Source organism: Shinella zoogloeoides (assembly GCF_033705735.1).
Taxonomy (GTDB): Bacteria; Pseudomonadota; Alphaproteobacteria; order Rhizobiales; family Rhizobiaceae; genus Shinella; species Shinella zoogloeoides_A.
Genome location: NZ_CP131130.1, coordinates 3,240,382 through 3,259,303, shown reverse-complemented (window position 1 = coordinate 3,259,303; position 18,922 = coordinate 3,240,382). Strand labels below are relative to the sequence as shown.

At 66.9% G+C, this 18,922-nt stretch carries 16 protein-coding genes; 4 read left to right on the top strand and 12 right to left on the bottom strand.

Annotated elements, in window-relative coordinates; translation table 11 throughout:
- The first annotated feature begins 12 nt into the window (after positions 1-12).
- The 3 genes from addB to trxA all read left to right on the top strand — a co-directional run bounded on the left by addB (position 13) and on the right by trxA (position 7,156).
- Positions 13-3,189 carry a double-strand break repair protein AddB gene (addB, locus tag ShzoTeo12_RS16075; protein WP_318910392.1) on the top strand — a complete coding sequence of 1,059 codons (3,177 nt, stop codon included), beginning with the start codon at positions 13-15 and terminating at the stop codon, positions 3,187-3,189.
- Complete coding sequence (gene addA, locus ShzoTeo12_RS16070; protein WP_318910391.1) at positions 3,182-6,739, top strand: double-strand break repair helicase AddA; 3,558 nt, start codon at positions 3,182-3,184, stop codon at positions 6,737-6,739. Before addB ends, addA begins: the two co-directional genes overlap by 8 nt.
- A gap of 96 nt (positions 6,740-6,835) precedes the next feature.
- Complete coding sequence (trxA, locus tag ShzoTeo12_RS16065; protein WP_119257972.1) at positions 6,836-7,156, top strand: thioredoxin; 321 nt, start codon at positions 6,836-6,838, stop codon at positions 7,154-7,156.
- A 178-nt stretch (positions 7,157-7,334) separates the two neighbouring features.
- On the opposite strand, the gene ShzoTeo12_RS16060 is transcribed toward trxA, so the two are convergent.
- Genes ShzoTeo12_RS16060 through ShzoTeo12_RS16040 form a run of 5 tightly spaced genes read right to left on the bottom strand, consistent with a single transcriptional unit; the run spans position 7,335 to position 12,353 of the window.
- Positions 7,335-8,678, bottom strand: a complete 1,344-nt coding sequence (locus tag ShzoTeo12_RS16060) for a folylpolyglutamate synthase/dihydrofolate synthase family protein (RefSeq protein WP_318910390.1) — start codon at positions 8,676-8,678, stop codon at positions 7,335-7,337.
- 1 nt (position 8,679) lies between these two features.
- Positions 8,680-9,582: an acetyl-CoA carboxylase, carboxyltransferase subunit beta gene (gene accD / locus ShzoTeo12_RS16055; RefSeq protein ID WP_119257970.1), complete on the bottom strand. Its 903-nt coding sequence runs from the start codon at positions 9,580-9,582 to the stop codon at positions 8,680-8,682.
- Positions 9,583-9,620: 38 nt separating this feature from the next.
- Positions 9,621-10,460 (bottom strand): tryptophan synthase subunit alpha, encoded by an 840-nt coding sequence (trpA, locus tag ShzoTeo12_RS16050; protein WP_313195293.1) that lies wholly within the window; start codon positions 10,458-10,460, stop codon positions 9,621-9,623.
- Between the two features lies 1 nt (position 10,461).
- Positions 10,462-11,682, bottom strand: coding sequence for a tryptophan synthase subunit beta (gene trpB, locus ShzoTeo12_RS16045; protein WP_119257968.1), 1,221 nt, complete (start codon positions 11,680-11,682; stop codon positions 10,462-10,464).
- Positions 11,679-12,353, bottom strand: coding sequence for a phosphoribosylanthranilate isomerase (locus ShzoTeo12_RS16040; RefSeq protein ID WP_119258023.1), 675 nt, complete (start codon positions 12,351-12,353; stop codon positions 11,679-11,681). Before ShzoTeo12_RS16040 ends, trpB begins: the two co-directional genes overlap by 4 nt.
- 129 nt (positions 12,354-12,482) lie before the next feature.
- Here ShzoTeo12_RS16040 and ShzoTeo12_RS16035 point away from each other — a divergent pair, with 129 nt between their 5' ends.
- Positions 12,483-12,677, top strand: a complete 195-nt coding sequence (locus ShzoTeo12_RS16035) for a YqaE/Pmp3 family membrane protein (RefSeq protein ID WP_313195296.1) — start codon at positions 12,483-12,485, stop codon at positions 12,675-12,677.
- Positions 12,678-12,680: 3 nt separating this feature from the next.
- Here the strand turns inward: ShzoTeo12_RS16035 and ShzoTeo12_RS16030 are convergent, their stop codons facing one another.
- The 7 genes from ShzoTeo12_RS16030 to ShzoTeo12_RS16000 form a co-directional block, all read right to left on the bottom strand.
- The gene (locus tag ShzoTeo12_RS16030; RefSeq protein ID WP_318910385.1) at positions 12,681-13,442 is read right to left on the bottom strand and encodes a SprT family zinc-dependent metalloprotease; all 762 of its coding nucleotides are present in this window, start codon (positions 13,440-13,442) and stop codon (positions 12,681-12,683) included.
- 155 nt (positions 13,443-13,597) lie between these two features.
- A complete protein-coding gene (locus ShzoTeo12_RS16025; protein WP_119257965.1) occupies positions 13,598-14,038 on the bottom strand; it encodes a DUF2852 domain-containing protein in 441 nt (146 codons plus the stop codon).
- Between the two features lie 128 nt (positions 14,039-14,166).
- Positions 14,167-15,456 carry a polyhydroxyalkanoate depolymerase gene (phaZ, locus tag ShzoTeo12_RS16020; RefSeq protein ID WP_318910383.1) on the bottom strand — a complete coding sequence of 430 codons (1,290 nt, stop codon included), beginning with the start codon at positions 15,454-15,456 and terminating at the stop codon, positions 14,167-14,169.
- Positions 15,457-15,609: 153 nt separating this feature from the next.
- Positions 15,610-16,341 (bottom strand): SDR family oxidoreductase, encoded by a 732-nt coding sequence (locus tag ShzoTeo12_RS16015; protein ID WP_318910381.1) that lies wholly within the window; start codon positions 16,339-16,341, stop codon positions 15,610-15,612.
- A 159-nt stretch (positions 16,342-16,500) separates the two neighbouring features.
- Positions 16,501-16,947: an RbsD/FucU family protein gene (locus ShzoTeo12_RS16010; protein ID WP_313195301.1), complete on the bottom strand. Its 447-nt coding sequence runs from the start codon at positions 16,945-16,947 to the stop codon at positions 16,501-16,503.
- A 26-nt stretch (positions 16,948-16,973) separates the two neighbouring features.
- Complete coding sequence (locus tag ShzoTeo12_RS16005; protein ID WP_318910380.1) at positions 16,974-17,993, bottom strand: aldo/keto reductase; 1,020 nt, start codon at positions 17,991-17,993, stop codon at positions 16,974-16,976.
- 112 nt (positions 17,994-18,105) lie between these two features.
- Positions 18,106-18,906: an HpcH/HpaI aldolase/citrate lyase family protein gene (locus tag ShzoTeo12_RS16000; RefSeq protein ID WP_318910379.1), complete on the bottom strand. Its 801-nt coding sequence runs from the start codon at positions 18,904-18,906 to the stop codon at positions 18,106-18,108.
- Between the last annotated feature and the right edge of the window lie 16 nt (positions 18,907-18,922).

Sequence of the window (18,922 nt, the reverse complement as noted above, 5' to 3'; positions counted from 1 at the left end):
CCGGAGGCAATCATGACGAGGCGCGGTGGCGGCCGCATCTATTCGATCCCGGCGAGCCTGCCCTTCCTGAAGACGGTCGCGCAAAGCCTTGTCGACGGGCGGCTCGTTCCCGGCTTCACCTACGATCCCGCCGATCCGCTGGCGCTGGCCGACGTCACCATCTATGTGCCGACCCGACGCTCTGCCCGCGTCATCCGCTCGGAATTCGTCGATCTCTTCGGTGGGCGCTCGGCCATCCTGCCCACCATCCGGGCGCTCGGCGAGACGGACGACGACAGCGGCTTCTTCGACGAGGTGGCCCCCGCCCTTCTCGACATGGCAGAGCCGCTTTCCGGCCCGACACGGCTTCTCGAACTCGCCCGCCTCGTCCTCGCCTGGCGCAACCGGCTGCCGGCCGCCGTCACGTCCGTCCATGCCGACAGCCCGCTCGTCGCCCCCGCCAGCCCGGCGGATGCCGTGTGGCTTGCCCGTAACCTCGCCGAGATCATCGACGCGATGGAGACGGAGGAGCTCGACTGGTCGGCGCTGGAGAATCTCGACACTTCCAACCATGCGCTCTGGTGGCAGCTCACCGCCGAATTCCTGAAGATCGCCAGCGACTTCTGGCCAGCGCGGCTGACGGAGCTGAACCGCTCCTCTCCATCGCTCCGGCGCAATGCGACGCTTCACGCCGAGACGGAACGCTATCGCCATTCGCCGCCCAGCGGCCCTGTCATCATCGCCGGCTCGACAGGCTCCATTCCGGCGACGGCCGGGCTGATCGCCGCCGTCGCAGAGCTACCGAACGGCGTCGTCATCCTGCCGGGGCTCGACCGCTTCATGTCGGACACGGAATGGATGCTGGTCGGCCGGCAGGACGGTGCGCAGAAGCCGGATGCCGCCTCCCGCAGCCATCCGCAATACGGCCTCCACCGGCTGCTCACCCGCATGGGCTGCACGCGCGCCGACGTGGAAACGCTGGGCACGCCAGCCGAGACGCTGGAATACCGCACGAAAATCCTCTCCAGCGCCTTCCTGCCGACGCAGGCGACGGCCGGCTGGGGCGAGGTCCGCGGCACGCTCGATGCCGGCCGGATGGCGGAAGCGTTCCGCGACGTGTCGCTCGTGGAAGCCGCGAACGAACGCGAGGAAGCGCTGGCCATCGCCATCGCGCTGCGGCTCGCGCTGGAGGATAGCGAGGAGACGCAGGCGGCGCTGATCACGCCGGACCGCAAGCTCGGCCGGCGCGTCGCTGCGGAACTCGCCCGCTTCGGCATCGAGGCGGACGATTCGGCCGGCACGCCGCTGCTCTCCACGCCGCAGGGCACCTTGCTGCGCCTCCTCACGGAGGCGGCGCTACGGCCCGGCGATCCGGTGCCGCTGGTCGCCCTCCTGAAACACCCCCTCGCCCGCTTCGGCCTCGCCGAAGTCGAGATGCGCGCGGCCGTGACGGCGCTTGAGCTGACGGCGCTGCGCGGCGGCACGGCGGAGATCGACATTTCCACACTGGAACCGCTGCTGGAGGCCGCCATCGCGCAGCAGGCAGGGGATCGGCACCCACCTTTCTGGCGCACGGCGCTGCCAGCGGAAGCCCTTCCGCTGGCTCGTGACCTTGCGCGCCGGATCGCCGAAGCCGTCGAGCCGCTGACTGGCCTCCTCGTACAGCAAAGCCGGACAGGGCGGCGCTTTTCCTCGAAGCTGCCGCTCTCCGACTGGGCGGAGCGGACCGGGCGGGCGCTGGAGGCGGTGGTGGTGGACGCGCGCGGCGACCTTGCCGCGCTCTGGTCGGGCGAGGCCGGTGACAGCCTTGCGAACCTCCTGAAAAGCGTCATCGAGACGGACGGGCAGATCGAGGCCGACGGGCCGCAATGGTGTGATATCATCGAGGCGCTGGCGACGAGCGAGAGCGTCAAGCCGCGCTCCATGCGCCATCCGCGCGTCTTCATCTTCGGCGCACTGGAATCGCGCCTGCAGAGCGTCGATACCGTCGTGATCGGCGGGCTCAACGAGGGCACCTGGCCAGGACAGGCGGCGAACGATGCCTTCCTCTCCCGCATCATGAAGGTGGAGATCGGGCTGGAGCCACCGGAGCGGCGCATTGGCCAGCTCGGCCACGACCTGCAAATGGCCGCTGGCGCGCCAAAACTCATCCTGACGCGGGCGCTGCGCAACGGCACCGCCCCCACCGTCGCCTCGCGCTGGCTGCAACGGCTGCTCGCCGTCGGCGGCCCCGCCCTGGCCGGCGACCTGCGCGCGCGCGGCAAAAGCTTCATCGACTGGGCGAATGCGGTGGACAGGAGCGCGCCGGTGCCGAATGCCCCGCGCCCGGCGCCTCGGCCGCCGGCAGAGTTGCAGCCGAAGAAATATTCCTTCAGCCAGATCGGCCGGCTGCGGCGCGATCCCTACGCGATCTATGCCCAGCATATCCTCCGGCTCGATCCCATCGCGCCGTTCAATCTCGATCCCGGCCCGGCCGAGCGCGGCTCGCTCTATCACCGCATCGTCGACCGCTTCGTGCGGGAGGAGACGACGGGCGAGTCGCTTTCACTGATAAGCCGGATTCTCAAGGAGGAGTTCGACGCGGTCGCCCTGCCGCCGCATATCGACGCCGTCTGGCGACCGCGCTTTGCCGCCGTCGCCCGCGCTTTCGTGGACTGGCACTTGAAGCGGGCAGGCAGCGTGCGGGAAAGCCTGACGGAAGTGCCCGCCTCGCTCGACCTCGCGCTCAGCGGCGTGCGGCTCACCGGCATTGCCGACCGCATCGACATCCTGCCGGACGGCAGCGCCGATCTTCTCGATTACAAGACCGGCAGCACGCCTTCCCTGAAGGTGGCGCGCGCGCTGCTCGACCCACAGCTTGCGCTGGAGGCGGCGGCGATCAAGCGCGGGGCGTTTCGTGGCCCCGGTATCCGCGAGCCGGCGAACCTTCTCTATGTGCGCCTCAAACCCGGCGAACGGTTCAAGGAAGAGCAGGTCAACAACGAGCATGCGAAATCCGCCAATGCGACGCCGAAATCGGCAACCGACCTTGCCGAGGAAGCGCTGACGGAGCTGGAGAAGCTGCTGACGGGGCTGATCGCGGGGCGCTACGGCTTCGCCTCGCGGCTGATCCCCGAGCAGGAACGGGACTATGGCGGGGAATACGACCATCTGGCGCGCGTCGCCGAATGGTCGTCCGCCGAAAACAGCGGGGAGGGCGAGGATGCTTGAGGAAGACCGGCCCGTCTCCACCGAGCCCGCCGCCTGGCTGGACTGGACGACGCGGAAACAGGCGATAGCCTCCGATCCGCGCCGCTCGGCCTGGGTCTCGGCCAATGCCGGCTCGGGCAAGACGCATGTGCTGACGCAGCGCGTCATCCGCCTGCTGCTCGCCGGCTGCCGGCCATCGGCGATCCTCTGCCTCACCTATACAAAGGCTGCGGCCTCGGAAATGTCGAACCGCGTCTTCGAGCGACTGGCGGAATGGGCGACGCTCTCCGACGAGGCGCTCTCAGACCGGGTGGCGGCTATCGAGGGCGAGCGGCCGGACCTCTTCAAGCTCGCCGAGGCGCGGCGGCTCTTCGCCCGCGCGCTCGAAACGCCGGGCGGCTTGAAGATCCAGACCATCCATGCCTTCTGCGAGGCGCTGCTGCACCAGTTCCCGCTGGAAGCCAATGTCGCCGGACATTTTTCCGTGCTCGACGACCGGGCGGCGGCCGTGCTCCTGGCGGATGCCCGGCGCACGCTGCTGACCGCGACGGCGAGCGAGGACGACCGGGCGCTCGCTGCCGCCTTCGCCACCGTGCTCGACATCGCCGACGATACCGGGCTGGAAAAGCTGATCTCCGACATCGTCGCCAGCCGCGGGCCGATCCGCGAATTCCTCGAAGCCGCCGAGAAGGCCGGCGGTGTCGAGGCGGTGCTTCGCCGGGAAATCGGGCTGACGCCGGATGAAACGCCGGAAGACATCCTCGCCGCCTTCTGGCCGCTCGACGGCTTGCAGGGCGCGATGCTGGAAAGCTACCTCGCCGCCGCCGAAGCGCTCGGCAGCGAGACGGTGAAGGCTTCCGCCGCCGGGCTGCGCGGGATCGCGCGGCTGACGGATGCCGAGGCGCGGCGCTCAGCGCTGCACGATCTCTTCTTCACCGGCACCGGCACGCCGCGCAGCCTGGAGCGCTCGTTCTTCTCCAAGAAGGTAAAGGACAGCGTGCCGCATCTCGAAGCGGCGCTGCAGGCCGCGCAGGCCCATGTGATCGCCTGCGACGACCGGCTGCGACGGCTACGCATGTACGAGGCGACGCTTGCCGCGCTCGTCATCGCCGAGCGGCTGATCGGCGACTACGAGGACCTGAAGCGCGCGCGCAGCCTGCTCGATTTCGACGACCTGATCGACCGCACCGCGTCGCTTCTGACGCGTGAGCGGGTGAGCGCCTGGGTGCATTACAAGCTCGACCAGGGCATCGACCATATCCTCGTCGACGAGGCGCAGGATACCAGCCCGCGGCAATGGCAGATCGTGAAAGCGCTGACGGACGATTTCTTCGCCGGCGAAACGGCGCGGATCGCCGGGCGCACGATCTTCGCCGTGGGGGACGAGAAGCAGTCGATCTATTCCTTCCAGGGGGCGCGACCGGAACGGTTCGCCGAGGAGGGACGCGAGGTCTCCCGCCGCACGCAGGTTGCGGAGGCGGCGTTCAGCCCGATCCGGCTGCTGCTTTCCTTCCGCTCGACGCGGGACGTGCTTTCGGCCGTCGACCGGGTGTTTCTCGACCCCGCCAATGCGCGCGGGCTGACGCCGGACGACGGCGAGATCGTGCATGCCTCCAATCGCGGGCGCGAGCCGGGGGCGGTCGATATCTGGGAGGTGATCGCCGCGCCGCCGGGTCTCGACGAGGAGGACTGGACGGCGCCCTTCGACGCCGTCGCCGAGGAAGCGCCGATCAATGTGCTCGCCCGGCGCATCGCCGATACGCTCGCCGGCTGGATCGGCCGCGAGACCGTGACGGAAAAGGGCAAGGCGCGGCCGATGGAGGCCGGCGACGTGATCGTGCTGGTGCGCAAGCGCGACGCCTTCGTCAACGCGCTGACGCGCACGCTCAAGCAGCGGCACAACCTGCCTGTCGCCGGCGCGGACCGGCTGGTGCTGACGAAGCATATCGCCGTGCAGGACTTGATGGCGCTCGGCCGTTTCGCGGTGCTGCCGGAGGACGATCTTTCGCTGGCGGCGCTCTTGAAGAGCCCGCTGTTCGGGCTCGACGAGGAGACTCTGTTCGAGCTTGCCGCCCGGCGCGGCGCAAAGCAGACGCTCTGGGCGCGGCTTCGCGACACGGCGGAGACGGATGAGAGGCTGGCGGCGGTCGTTCGCCGACTTGAGGGCACCATCCGCGATGCGCGCGGCCAGTCCGTGCATGATTTCTATGCGCGCATTCTCGGTGCAGGCGGCGGGCGGCGGGCCTTCCTCGCCCGACTCGGGGCGGAGGCGGGCGAGATCATCGACGAATTCCTGACCTTCGCGCTGGAGCAGGAGGATAACGGCCTGCCGGGCCTGCAAGCCTTCGTCTCGACGCTGGAACTGGAGGCGCCGACCGTCAAGCGCGAGCAGGATAAGGCGCGCGGCGAGATCCGTATCATGACCGTGCATGCGGCCAAGGGGCTGGAGGCGCCGGTCGTCTTCCTCGTCGATGGCGGGGCGAAGGCCTTCAGCCACAGCCACATGCCGCAGCTTCGCTTCCTTGCGGCACCGAGCCTTGCCGGCGGCCTGCCGGCCTGGCTGCCGCTGAAGGACCTCCGCAACGCCATGACGGAGGCGGATGCCGAGCGGATCAAGGCGGGGGCGGAGGAGGAATATCGCCGGCTTCTCTACGTCGCGATGACGCGCGCGGCCGACCGGCTCGTCGTCTGCGGCTATCGCGGCCGGCAGGAGAACAAGGATACCTGGCACCCGATGATCGCGGCTGCGCTCTCCGCCGATGACCCGCGCTGCGTGGAGGCCACTTTCGCGACCGCGAGCGAAAGCTGGCAGGGCCTCGCCTGGCGAGAAGCCGGGGCGGCGGCGGTCGGCGAGGTCATCGCGGCGGCAGCCGAGCAGAAGCCGCAGGCGGCGTTGCCGGAGGCGCTGGGACGCCCCCTGCCGCCGCAGAAATCCTTGCCGCGACCGCTCAGCCCTTCCGGCGCGGCAGCGGTGATCGAGACGGACAAGGCGGACCTTCTGGTGCCCTCGGCGCTGTTCGGCCGGAAGGGCGGCACGGCCGGGGCCGGACTCGCACTGGAGCGCGGGCGCATCCTGCACCGCTTCCTGCAAGTCCTGCCCGCCTTCGAACCTATGGAGCGCGCGGCGGCGGCGCGGCGTTACCTGGAACGGGCGGCGGCGAACTGGCCGGAAAGCGCGCGGGCCTCGCTCATCGCGGCGGCGCTGGCCGTCATCGATGACGAAAGCCTTGCCGCGATCTTTTCGCCCGCGGCGCGGGCGGAAGTCTCGATCATGGGTGCGCTGGCGCTCGGCAGCCGGGACTATGCCGTTTCGGGGCGCATCGACCGCATGGCGGTGACGGACGGCGCGGTCGAGATCGTCGATTTCAAGACGAACCGCGTGCCGCCGGGCTCGGTGGACGAGGTTCCATTCGAGCACCGGGCGCAGCTTGCGATCTACCGCGCGATCCTTGCCCCGCTCTATCCCGGACGGGAAATCCGCTGCGGGCTGATCTATACGGAAGCGGCAAAAACCTATTGGCTGGATGCCGCCCGCATGGAGGCGAGCCTTGCCGAACTTGCCTCGAAGTGAGATACCGGAAAGGACGATCCGCCGCCCGGCCGGCCTTGAAACCGGCGGCAGGCAGCATCACATCTTATGCAACGATCACCATTCAAGGAGAGCCTCATGGCTACCGTCAAAGTCGACCAGTCCAATTTCCAGGCCGAAGTCCTCAATTCCGCAGAGCCGGTCGTCGTCGATTTCTGGGCCGAATGGTGCGGCCCCTGCAAGATGATCGCGCCCGCGCTCGAGGAGATTTCCTCTGAGCTCGCCGGCAAGGTGAAGGTCGCCAAGCTGAACATCGACGAGAACCCGGAACTCGCCGCCCAGTACGGCGTACGCTCCATTCCGACGCTCGCCCTGTTCAAGGGCGGTGAAGTCGCCGACATCAAGGTCGGCGCCGCGCCGAAGACGGCCCTCTCCTCATGGATTTCCAGCGCCGCCTGAACGGACCGCGATTGGACAAGATCAAGCCCGGCCTTCGTGCCGGGCTTATTTTTTGGCGAGCGTAATCCTCGGCCTTGACCCGAGGATCCATGCGGCAGGAGAGGGACCGCATTTATCGGCCCTTTCGAGCGTTCCGCGCTGGCTGACGCCTGGCGCCACGCATTTCTGCAGGATTGCTTCAGGCCGGCGGCGTGCCGTTGTCGGCGAGGACATCGCCGACGAGATAGAGCGAGCCGCCGATGAGGATGCGTGGGGGGACGGAGTCCTCCGCGGTGATACGGGCGATTTCGGCGAGCGCCTCTGCGACCGTCGAGAGCGGCGCGGCGTCGAGGCCGGCGCGGGCGGCGTCATCGGCGAGCGACACCGGGTCGAGACCGGCATCGGAGCCGCGAATCGGCACCGTGAAGACGCGCTCGGCAAGGCCGCCGAAGGGTTCGAAATAACCGACCGGATCCTTGGTGTTGATCATGCCGGTGACGAGGAAGAGCGGGCGCGCCTCGCGCTCCTCGAAATTCGCCATGGTCTCGGAAATCACCTGGCCGGCGCCGGGATTGTGGCCGCCGTCGACCCAGATCTCGCTGCCGCGCGGGGCGAGCCGAAGCAGCGCGCCATCCGGCAACCGCTGGAGGCGGCCCGGCCATTCGACGCGGGCAAGGCCGATTTCCATGGCATGCTCCGATACAACAAAGCCGGCCGCCTTGACGACGCGGATGGCGGCGGCGGCATTGGCATATTGGTGGCGGCCCGGCAGGCGCGGCAGCGGCAGGTCGGCGAGGCCGAACTCATCCTGGTAGACGAGGCGGCCATATTCCTCATGCGCCATGAAATCCTGGCCGTAGACGGCATAGGGGCAGCCGAGGCGCTCGGCGGTCTCGATCAGCACGTCGCGGGCCGCCTCTTCGCTCTGGAAGCCGATGACGACGGGCGCGCCGCGCTTCATGATGCCGGCCTTCTCGGCGGCGATCAGCTCGACGCGGTCGCCGAGATAGGCTTGATGGTCGAGCGAGATCGGCATGATGACCGAGACGGCGGGATGCTGAATGACGTTCGTCGCGTCGAAGCGGCCGCCGAGGCCGACCTCGATGATCGCGACGTCCGCTGGGTGCTCGGAAAACAGCAGGAAGGTGACGGCCGTCAGGATTTCGAAGACGGTGATCTTCTCGCCGCCATTGGCCTCGGCGACGCGGCGCACCGCATCGGCAAGGACGGCGTCTTCGACGAAGCGGCCACGCCCGCCCTTGACGCCAAGGCGATAGCGCTCGTGCCAGTTGACGAGATGGGGCGAGGTGTGGACGTGGACGGAAAGGCCCTCGGCCTCGAGAATCGAACGGCAGAAGGCCGTGACCGAGCCCTTGCCGTTGGTGCCGGCCACATGGACGACCCGCGGCAGCTTCAGGTGCGGATTGCCAAGCGCGGTGAGAAGCCGCGTGACACGGTCCAGCGAAAGATCGAACCCCTTGGGATGGAGACCGAGAAGCTTCTCGATCTCCGCTGCCGCCTCGCTGGCCACCACGCCGGTCATGTCACTGGGCCGCGATGGCGAGGGCGCCGTTCGCGGCCGAGGATGCGGCCGGCTTCTTCATCAGGATTTTCAGAAGGCGGGCGAGCGTATCGGGAATGTCATGGCGCTTGACGACCATGTCGACCATGCCGTGGTCGAGCAGGTATTCCGAGGTCTGGAAGCCTTCCGGCAGCTTCTCGCGGATGGTCTGCTCGATGACGCGCTTGCCGGCGAAGCAGATTTCCGCGCCCGGCTCGGCGAGATGGATATCGCCCAGCATGGCGTAGGAAGCCGTCACGCCGCCCGTCGTCGGGTTGGTGAGCACGACGATATAGGGCAGGCCCGCTTCCTTCAGCATCTCCACGGCGACCGTGGTGCGCGGAAGCTGCATCAGCGAGAGGATGCCTTCCTGCATGCGCGCGCCGCCGGAGGCAGGAAACATGACGAGCGGGCACTTTTCCGCGATGGCGCGTTCGAAGGCCTTGATGATCGCCTCGCCGGCGGCAATGCCGAGCGAGCCGCCCATGAAGGCGAATTCGTGCACGACGGCGACGAGCTTGACGCCGCGCACCTTGCCGACGCCGGCAAGGATCGTGTCTTCCAGCTCGGTCTTGGCGCGGCTGTCCTTCAGGCGGTCGGTGTATTTCTTCGAATCGCGGAACTTCAGCGGGTCCTGCGCGACCTTCGGCTGCTGCAGGGACTCGTAGACGCCCTCGTCGAAGAGGTCCTTCAGGCGAGCCTTGGCCGGCATCTTCATGTGGTAGCCCGATGCCGGGATGACCCACTTGTTCTCCTCGAGATCGCGGTGGAACACCATCTCGCCGGTTTCCGGGCACTTGATCCAGAGATTTTCCGGTACATCCCGGTCAGGGCGGCCAAGCATCGAGTTGATCTTCGGCCGAACGTAATTCGTGATCCAGTTCACGGTCTAGCTCCCGTTACAATGGTTCCCATGTGGGAACTTTACTCCGCCGCCGCAAGGCGCGATGCACGCACGCCCGACGCGAGGCTCATGACCAGCGTCTCGACACCGGCGACGGTGGCGGCGCTTGCCGTGCCTTCCGCCGTGAGGCTGGAGGCGATCTGGTTGACGATGGCGGTACCGACGACGACGCCATCCGCCGACGCACCGATGGCGCGGGCGTGCTCGGCCGTCTTGACGCCGAAGCCGACGCAGACCGGCAGCTTCGTATGCGCCTTGATGCGGCCGACCGCGCCGCCGATGAGAGAGGGGTCGGGCAGGGCCGAGCCGGTGATGCCGTTCATCGACACATAGTAGACGAAGCCCGACGTGTTCTTCAGGACGGCCGGCAGGCGCTTCTCGTCCGTGGTCGGGGTCGCGAGGCGGATGAAGTTGATGCCCCTGGCGAGCGCCGGGATGCAGAGCTCGTCATCCATTTCCGGCGGCAGGTCGACGACGATGAGGCCGTCGATGCCGGCTTCCAGCGCGTCGTTCAGGAAACGCTCGACACCGTAGATATAGATCGGGTTGTAGTAGCCCATCAGCACGATCGGCGTCGCGTCGTCCTCCTTGCGGAAGTCGCGGGCCATCTGCAGCGTCTTGGCGAGCGTCTGACCGCCCTTCAGCGCGCGCTGGCCGGCGAGCTGGATCGCCGGGCCGTCGGCCATCGGGTCGGAGAAGGGCATGCCGAGTTCGATGACGTCGGAGCCGGCCTTCGGCAGCGCCTTCATGATCTCCAGCGAGCTCGCATAATCCGGATCGCCGCCCATGAAATAGGTGACGAGGGCCGGGCGACCTTCGGCCGCGAGATCCGCGAAGCGTTTGTCCATGCGTGCGGTCATCTTAGAGCTCCATGCCGAGGATCTTGCCGACGGTGAAGATGTCCTTGTCGCCGCGGCCGGAGAGGTTCATCAGGATGATCTGGTCCTTGCCCATCTTCGGCGCGCGCTTGATCACCTCGGCGACGGCGTGGCTCGGCTCCAGCGCCGGGATGATGCCTTCGAGCTTCGTCAGAAGCTGGAAGGCTTCCAGCGCCTCGTCGTCCATGATCGGAACGTATTCGGCGCGGCCGATCTCGTGCAACCAGGCATGCTCCGGGCCGATGCCGGGATAGTCGAGGCCAGCGGAGATGGAATGGCCTTCCTTGATCTGGCCGTCGGCATCCTGCAGCAGATAGGTGCGGTTGCCATGCAGGACACCCGGGGAACCGGCCGTCAGCGAGGCGCAGTGCTCCTCGCCGTCGAGACCCTTGCCACCGGCTTCGACGCCGACGATCTGGACGTTCTTGTCGTCGAGGAAGGGATGGAAGAGGCCGATGGCATTGGAGCCGCCGCCGACGGCGGCGACGACCATGTCCGGCAGGCGGCCTTCGGCGGCGAGCATCTGCTCGCGCGCTTCCACCCCGATGACGGCCTGGAAATCGCGCACCAGTTCCGGATAGGGATGCGGGCCGGCGGCGGTGCCGATCAGGTAATAGGTATCATCGACATTGGTGACCCAGTCACGCAGCGCCTCGTTCATGGCATCCTTCAGCGTGCCATGGCCGGCCGTGACGGGACGCACTTCCGCGCCAAGCAGCTTCATGCGGAAGACGTTCGGCGCCTGACGCTCGACATCCGTCGCGCCCATATAGACGACGCAGGGGAAGCCGAAGCGCGCGGCGACGGTGGCCGAGGCGACGCCATGCTGGCCGGCGCCGGTCTCCGCGATGATGCGCGTCTTGCCCATGCGCTTGGCGAGCAGGATCTGGCCAATGCAATTGTTGATCTTGTGCGAGCCGGTGTGGTTCAGCTCCTCGCGCTTGAAGTAGATCTTCGCGCCGCCGAGATGCTGCGTCAGGCGCTCGGCATAATAGAGAGGGCTCGGGCGGCCGATATAGTGGGCGCCGAGGTCCTTCAGCTCCGCCTGGAAGGCCGGGTCAGTCTTGGCCTTGTTCCACTCTTCCTGAAGGTCGAGGATCAGCGGCATCAGGGTCTCGGCGACGAAGCGCCCGCCAAAGATGCCGAAACGGCCGTCCTCGTCCGGACCCTCGCGGTAGGAATTCAGGTTGGGTGACTGGTTCACTTGCCTCTCCCTGCGGCGGCGGTTTCGCGTTCCGCCTGTCGTGCCGCTTCAAAAAACGCTTCCATCAGGCCGAGGTCCTTGACGCCGGGCGCGCTCTCGACGCCGGAACTCGCGTCGATGCCGGGCGCGCCGGTCATCCGGATGGCCTCGGCGAGGTTATCCTTGTTCAGCCCACCCGAAAGCATGTAATCGACGCCGCCGTCAAGCAGATGCATGAGGTTCCAGTCGAAGGAGACGCCGTTGCCGCCCGGAAGCTCGGAGCCCGCCGGCGGCTTGGCATCGAAGAGGAAGCGGTCGGCGATGCCGATATAGGGGTCGATCTTCTTGAGATCGTCCGCCTCGCGCACGGAAAAGGCCTTCATCACCGGCAGGCCATAGACCGCCTTGACGGTCAGTACCCGCTCCGGGCTTTCATTACCGTGGAGCTGGAGAATATCAGGCGAAAGCTGGTCGACGATCTCGTCCAGCGTGTCGCTGTCGGCATTGACGGTGACGGCGACGATCTTCGCGCGGCCGCGCGCCCGCTCCGCCAGCCGGCCGGCATCGGCGGGCTCGATGTTGCGCGGGCTCTTGGGGAAGAAGATGAAGCCGATATGGCTGGCGCCGAGCGCAACCGCCCTGTCGACGGCCTCTTCGGTCTTCAGCCCGCAGATTTTGATGTCGAGTGTCATGGTCGAGGGAGTCGCACGAATCACCGGAAGAGTCGAGCCGAAAGACGGTGGCAAAAGGGCCGGGACCGGCGCCCTTGCATGGGCGGCCAGCGCGCCCATATGGATGAAAGACAAACACCGGAGACGACCATGCGGCTCATCATCGCCATCCTTCTGCCCTTTCTGGTGTTCTTCACCATCGGGCGGCCGATTGCCGGCATCATCTGCCTCATCCTGCAGGTGACGCTGATCGGCTGGCTTCCGGCCGCGATCTGGGCGGTCTATGCGCTGGGGCAGTACAAGACCGACAGGAAAATCCGCGAGGCGCTGGCCGATCGCCGCTGAGGCCTAGCCGAAATCCACGGCATGCAGCAGGCTGCCGTTGCGCTTGAGCCAGCGCTTGGCCTCCTCCGTCGCCGGGCAGAGCTGCGCGCAGAGCGACCAGAAGGCGGGGCTGTGGTTCATCTCGCGAAGATGGGTCACCTCATGAGCGGCGAGATAATCGATGACATGGGGCGGGGCCATGGCGATGCGCCAGGAGAAGCTGAGCGCGCCGTCGGCCGAGCAGGAGCCCCAGCGGCTGCGGGTGTCGCGCAGGGTCAATGACTTCACGCGCTTGCCGATGCGCCCGGCATGGACGGCGACGAGCCTGTCCAGTTCCAGCCGCGCTTCCTTCTTCAGGAAATCGCTGATCCGGCGGGGAATGCTTTCCTCCATGCCGCCGACGCGCAGCACGGCCTCGTCATCGATGATGACGGCCTCCGTCAGCCCGCGCAGCCTGCCCGTCGCCTCGATGCGGTGGGCGATGCCGCGGATCATGACATAGCCACCGTCTTCGAGCTCGTTGCTGGAGCGGAATTTAGCCAGCTTCGTCATCAGCCAGCCCTGATGGCGGGCGAGGAACTCGCGGATGTCGCGCTCGGCGATACCGTTCGGCACCGTCATGCGCAGGGCGCGCCCGCCGGGCTCGATGCGCAGCGTCAGGCGCGTGGCGCGCAGGTCGCGTTTGATGGTGAGCGGCAGGGCCCGGCCATTGACGTCGATCTCGCGCCGTTCCGGCGGAGGCGGGGCCTTCAGGGCCTTGCGGGGCTTGCGAGCCAAGGGAAACATGCTGCCCTTCATAGCCGATTCGGTGGCGGCTGAAACGCCTCGACGAAAAACCGGCGCACGCGGCGCCGGTGATGTTTTGCTCGATTCACTGCCCTTGCCTGTCGTCATGGTCGGGCTTGACCTGGAGGATGGGCAGCGGACTGGCCCAAGCGTCTTTACGTAGCCGGGAAGCCCGGGACGTCGCTCTGGCCCCTGGCGCGGCGTTCGCGCATGAAGCGGTCGAACTCCTCCTGGTCCTTGGCGCGTCGCAGTTCGCGACTGTAGGCGTCGAACTCCTCGCGCATCTCGTCGAGCTTGCGGCGCTCCTCGTCGAGGCGGGCGAGCTCGGCGTCACGCCAGTCGTCGAAGGCGGCGTTGCCGGTGGCGCTGCGGAAGGCGTGGCCACGGTTGCGGCCGCCACGGAACTTGCCGCGGCAGGAGGCGAACATGCCGTCCACGGTGTCATTGGCGTCTTTCTTGAAGTTTTTCAGGCGGTCGCCGAAGATGATGTAGGCAAGCATGGCAAGGCCGAGCGGCCAGAACACCACGAAGCCGAGCACCATCAGGGCGATGGTCGCAGGCGTCCAGTCCGGACGAATCAGTGCTGACTGGTTCATGTGCAATCTTCCTCACGATCGGCGGAAACCACTCCGGCTTCCGGTGATTCCGATGTGGGCAGACCGGCCCGGGCGTTCAAGGCAATGCCCGGGAGATTCGGGCAAGTGCCTGAAACGAGCCCGGAAAATCAGGCGGCGTCGCCGGATTTCCCGCCCTTGATGACGCGCGGCACCGGCTTTGCCTTCTCGCCCCGGCCATGCGCGGCAATGAAGGAGAGGATGCGCGGCGCGATCTCCCTGCGGAAGCGCGAGCCGTTGAAGACGCCGTAGTGACCGACATCCGGCTGGACATAATGCATGCGCATATGATCCGGGATATTGGTGCAGATGGTCTGCGCCGCCTCGGTCTGGCCGACGCCGGAAATATCGTCGTTCTCGCCCTCGACGGTGAGCAGCGCCACCTTGCGGATCGCCGTCGTGTCGACGGGCCGCGTCCGGTGCATCATCTCGCCCTTCGGCAGGGCGTGCTTCATGAAGACCGTTTCCACCGTCTGCAGGTAGAATTCGGCCGTCAGGTCCATGACGGCGAGATATTCGTCGTAGAAGTCGCGGTGCTTTTCGGCGGCATCGCCGTCGTTCTTCACGAGATGGGCGAAAAATTCCTTGTGCGCGATGACATGGCGGTCGAGGTTCATCGACATGAAGCCGGAAAGCTGCAGGAAGCCCGGATAGACCATGCGCATGAAGCCCGGCTGCGGCCACGGCACCGGCATGACGACATTGTCGCGGAACCACTCGATCGGCTTTTCCTCGGCGAGCTTGTTCACGGCGGTCGGGTTGATGCGCGTGTCGATCGGCCCGCCCATCAGCGTCATGGTGGCGGGCGAGAGCGGATCGTCCTCGGCCTCCATCACGGCCACGGCGGCCAGAACCGGCACGGCCGGCTGGCAGACGGCGATGACATGGGTATCCGGCCCCAGCGCATGCAGCATCTGGATGACGTAATCGATATAGTCGTCGAGATCGAAGGTGCCTTCGGAGAGCGGCACCATGCGCGCGTCGATCCAGTCGGTGATGTGCACTTCCGCATGGGGCAGCATCGCCTCGACGGTGCCGCGCAGCAGCGTCGCATAGTGGCCCGACATCGGCGCGACGATCAGGATCTTCGGATCCTTGCGGTGGCCGGCGGGCAGACAGCGCTCGAAATGGATGAGGTTGCAGAAGGGACGCTGCCAGACGACCTTTTCATGCACGGAGACGGGCTTGCCCTCGATGACCGTGGTATCGAGGCCGAAAGCCGGCTTGCCGTAGCGCCGGGTGGTACGCTCGAGCACCTCGAAGCCGGCGGCCATGGTGCGGCCGAAATAGGTGTGGGAGAGCGGGTTGAGCGGATTGCGGAAGGCAATGCGCATCTGGTCCGCCGCGGCGCGCCAGGGCGCCATCATCGCATGATTGAGTTCGTAGAGCTGGTAGTACATCTGCGCGTTATCCCATTTCCCGGCGGGGGCTCATGCCCGCGCCGTCTCACCCGGTTTCCGCAATTGCGAAAACACTAACAGGTTTTCGCTGCGTGGCAACATTCCACGGGAAGCATCCTACGCCCGCGAACCTTTCGCCAGAATGAACGGGATTCAGCCGGTCCAGCCGCCGTCGACGACATAGGCCTGGCCGGTCGTGTAGGTGGCGCCGGCAAGGTGCACCGCAAGATCGGCGATCTCCTCGGGCGTACCGATCCGTCCCATCGGCTGGCGGGCGATGAAGGCGGCGCGGGCGGCGTCATAGTCTCCCCCGGCGCGCATGCGGTCCTGCAGGGAGGGGCTTTCCACCGTGCCGGGGCAGATGGCGTTGCAGCGGATGCCCTTGCCGACATAATCGGCGGCGACCGCCTTGGTAAGGCCGATGACGGCGGCCTTGGTGACGCCGTAGGCGAAGCGGTTCGGCACGCCCTTCACGCTGGAAGCGACCGAGGCCATGTTGACGATGGCGCCGTCGCCGCGCTCCAGCATGCCCGGCAGCACGGCGCGGATGGTGCGCACCATGGCGAGCACGTTGAGGTTCCAGGCGAAGGCGAGGTCGTTCTCCTTCATCTCCAGGATCGTGCCGCCATGCACCACGCCGGCGCAGTTGAAGAGCACGTCGATGCGGCCGATACCGGCGACGACGGCGGAAACGGCGGCATCGTCGAGAACGTTGAGGAGGCGCGTTGCCATGCCGCTCTCATCCGCAAGGCTGGAGAGCGTCTCGGGGTTGACGTCCGTGGCGATCACCGTCGCGCCCGCCCGCTGGAAGGCCAGCGCCGAAGCACGCCCGATGCCCTGCCCCGCCGCCGTCACCAGCACGGTCCTGCCCTGAAGATTGCTCATGGATTCCATTCCTTCCTATGCCGCAACGCGCACGATGGCCTTGATGCGGCTGGATTTTTCCGTCGCCCGCAGGCAAGGTCAAGAGGGACGCGGCCGTCACGGATGCTCGAAATCGGCTCCGGGCGCATTGCGGCTGCCAGTATGGTCGAAGGGGTTCTGTTAGACCCGGTAGACCTCATGCGGATGCACGACACCCTTCTTCAGGATGATATTGCCGTAAAGGCGGAATTCCGTGGTGGCGACGATATAGGCCGCCTTCTTCGCCATCTCGTAGAAGGCGAAGCGCTCGACGGCGTGCACCGTGAAATCGCCGGCGAGGCGGTTCACGAGGCTCTGGAAGGTCGCGCAGACCTCCGGCACCGCGCCCGGATCGCCCACCACCTCCATGCGCCAGGCGGCCTCCGGTACGAAGGTGTCGAGCGGCATATGCGCCAGAATGGCCTCGGTGATCGCCACCGCATCGACGCCGTCGGCCCGGATGACCTTCGGGCCGAGAAAGCTGGAAGGGAAATTGGCGTCCGCGATGACGATGTCGTCTCCGTGGCCCATCGTGCGGATGGCATGCAGGAGATCGGGACCGAGCAGCGGGTGAATGCCTTTCAACATGGATTTCGATCCTCCTCGATCGAATGCTATTCGCGGACGGGCTCGAGCCCCAGCTCGGGCGCCACCAGCGTATGAGGCTCGAAAGCCGGGTAAATATCCTTCGGCAGGTCCATGCGCGCCAGCGCCATGTTACGGCGCAGGCTTTCCGGCTTCGCGGTGCCGAGCAGGACCGAGGCGATAGCGGGGTGGCGCAGCGGAAACTGCAGGGCTGCTGCCGCGAGCGGCACGCCGCGTTCCGCGGCGATCCCCATCATCGCGCCGACCTTTTCCGCAACCTCCGGCGTCGCCGGCATATAGTCGAAATGCGCGCCCTCGACCGGGCCCGTCGCCAGGATGCCTGAATTGAAGACGCCGCCGACCACCAGCGAGGTCCCCTTCTTCCCGCAGAGCGGCAGAAGCTCCTCCACGGCGGAGCGGTCGAGCAGCGTGTAGCGGCCGGCAAGCAGAATGCAGTCGAGATCGGCCTCGCGCAGGATATCGAGGCAGACGGGCACCTCGTTCACGCCGAGGCCGAAGGCCTTGATGGTGCCGGAGGATTTCAGCTCGGAGAGCGCCTTGAGGCCGGAATCGAGGAGCTGGTGCAGATAGATCGCATTGCGCTCCGCGCCATGCGTATAGACGCCGATATCGTGCACATAGAGGATGTCGATCCGGTTGAGGCCGAGCCGGGTATAGCTCAGCTCGAGGCAGCGCATGATGCCGTCATAGCTGTAATCGTAGCGTGCGCCGAAGGGCAGCGGATCGACGAAGCCGTAATTCGGCAGCGCGTCGCCCTCGGCCGGCTGCATGACGCGGCCGACCTTCGTCGACAGCACATAGCTTCCCTTCGGCTTGTCGCGCAGGAAATCGCCGACATAGCGCTCCGCAAGGCCGAAGCCGTACCAAGGGGCGGTGTCGTAGTAGCGCAGGCCTTCCTGCCAGGCGGTTTCCAGCGTCGCCATCGCGACGTCGCGCGGGCAGGCCCGGTAGAGCCCGCCGAGCGGCGCCGTGCCGAAACCGAATTCGGTCACGGCAAGATCCGTCCTGCCGATGGTCCGCGTCTGCATGGTGCCTCCCGGCCGGCGTCCTCCCGCCGGCTTGTTTCGTCTTTATCGGCAATGGACGGATTGCCGTCAATCGCCGCCGCCGGAGCAGCCGGCAAGCTTTTCGCGCCCGGCGTCAGTAACCGCCGCCGCGCTTTTCCGTCACGGTCTCGCCGAGGAACGTGCGGCGTAGGGTCTCGACGGCCGAGACGAGGCAATTGACGTCGGTGCCGATCGCCATGAAGTCCGCGCCGAGATCCCGGTAGACCTCCGCCTGCTGGAGCGAGACCGTCATGATGCCGCGCGCCTTGCCATGGGCCTTGGTGCGCTCGAAGATCTTGCCGATCGTCGCCAGCACTTCCGGCGCGCCGGGATCGCCGAGGAGGCCCATATCCGCGGCAAGGTCGGAAGGACCGATGAAGACGCCATCGACCCCTTCGACCGCGGCGATATCGTCGATGGCGGCAAAGCCCGCGCGGCTTTCCACCTGCACGATCAGGCAGATCTCGTCATTGGCCGTCGCCAGATAATCGGGCGTGCGGTTGAAATCGCTGGCGCGGCCGAGGCCGGCGCCGACGCCGCGGATGCCGTGCGGCGGATAGCGCAGGGCGCGCACCAGCGCCTTGGCCTGCTCGGCCGATTCGACCATGGGGATGAGGAAGGTCTGGGCGCCCTGGTCGAGGAGCTGCTTGAGCAGCCAGGCCTCGCCCATCGGCGGGCGTACCATGGCATGGGTCGGCGAATGGCGCAGCGCGCCGATCTGCGCGCTGATCATCGGCATGTCGTTCGGGCCGTGCTCGCCGTCGATCAGCAGCCAGTCGTAGCCGCTGGTGGAAAGGATCTCCGCCGCATAGGGACTGCCGAGCGCCGCCCACAGGCCAAGCTGGAACCGGCCTTCGCGAAGCGCGGCCTTGAAGGCGTTTTTCGGTGCTGCCACGATATTTTCCTCTTCA

Bases quoted from the DNA above. Each gene is read 5' to 3' on its own strand.
- ShzoTeo12_RS16035 (WP_313195296.1), top strand. From the start codon at position 12,483: ATGCGGCTCATCATCGCCATCCTTCTGCCCTTTCTGGTGTTCTTCACC.
- ShzoTeo12_RS16015 (WP_318910381.1), bottom strand. From the start codon at position 16,341: ATGAGCAATCTTCAGGGCAGGACCGTGCTGGTGACGGCGGCGGGGCAG.
- ShzoTeo12_RS16040 (WP_119258023.1), bottom strand. From the start codon at position 12,353: ATGACACTCGACATCAAAATCTGCGGGCTGAAGACCGAAGAGGCCGTC.
- addA (WP_318910391.1), top strand. From the start codon at position 3,182: ATGCTTGAGGAAGACCGGCCCGTCTCCACCGAGCCCGCCGCCTGGCTG.
- addB (WP_318910392.1), top strand. From the start codon at position 13: ATGACGAGGCGCGGTGGCGGCCGCATCTATTCGATCCCGGCGAGCCTG.
- phaZ (WP_318910383.1), bottom strand. From the start codon at position 15,456: ATGTACTACCAGCTCTACGAACTCAATCATGCGATGATGGCGCCCTGG.
- ShzoTeo12_RS16025 (WP_119257965.1), bottom strand. From the start codon at position 14,038: ATGAACCAGTCAGCACTGATTCGTCCGGACTGGACGCCTGCGACCATC.
- trxA (WP_119257972.1), top strand. From the start codon at position 6,836: ATGGCTACCGTCAAAGTCGACCAGTCCAATTTCCAGGCCGAAGTCCTC.
- ShzoTeo12_RS16030 (WP_318910385.1), bottom strand. From the start codon at position 13,442: ATGTTTCCCTTGGCTCGCAAGCCCCGCAAGGCCCTGAAGGCCCCGCCT.
- ShzoTeo12_RS16060 (WP_318910390.1), bottom strand. From the start codon at position 8,678: ATGACCGGCGTGGTGGCCAGCGAGGCGGCAGCGGAGATCGAGAAGCTT.
- trpA (WP_313195293.1), bottom strand. From the start codon at position 10,460: ATGACCGCACGCATGGACAAACGCTTCGCGGATCTCGCGGCCGAAGGT.
- ShzoTeo12_RS16005 (WP_318910380.1), bottom strand. From the start codon at position 17,993: ATGCAGACGCGGACCATCGGCAGGACGGATCTTGCCGTGACCGAATTC.
- ShzoTeo12_RS16010 (WP_313195301.1), bottom strand. From the start codon at position 16,947: ATGTTGAAAGGCATTCACCCGCTGCTCGGTCCCGATCTCCTGCATGCC.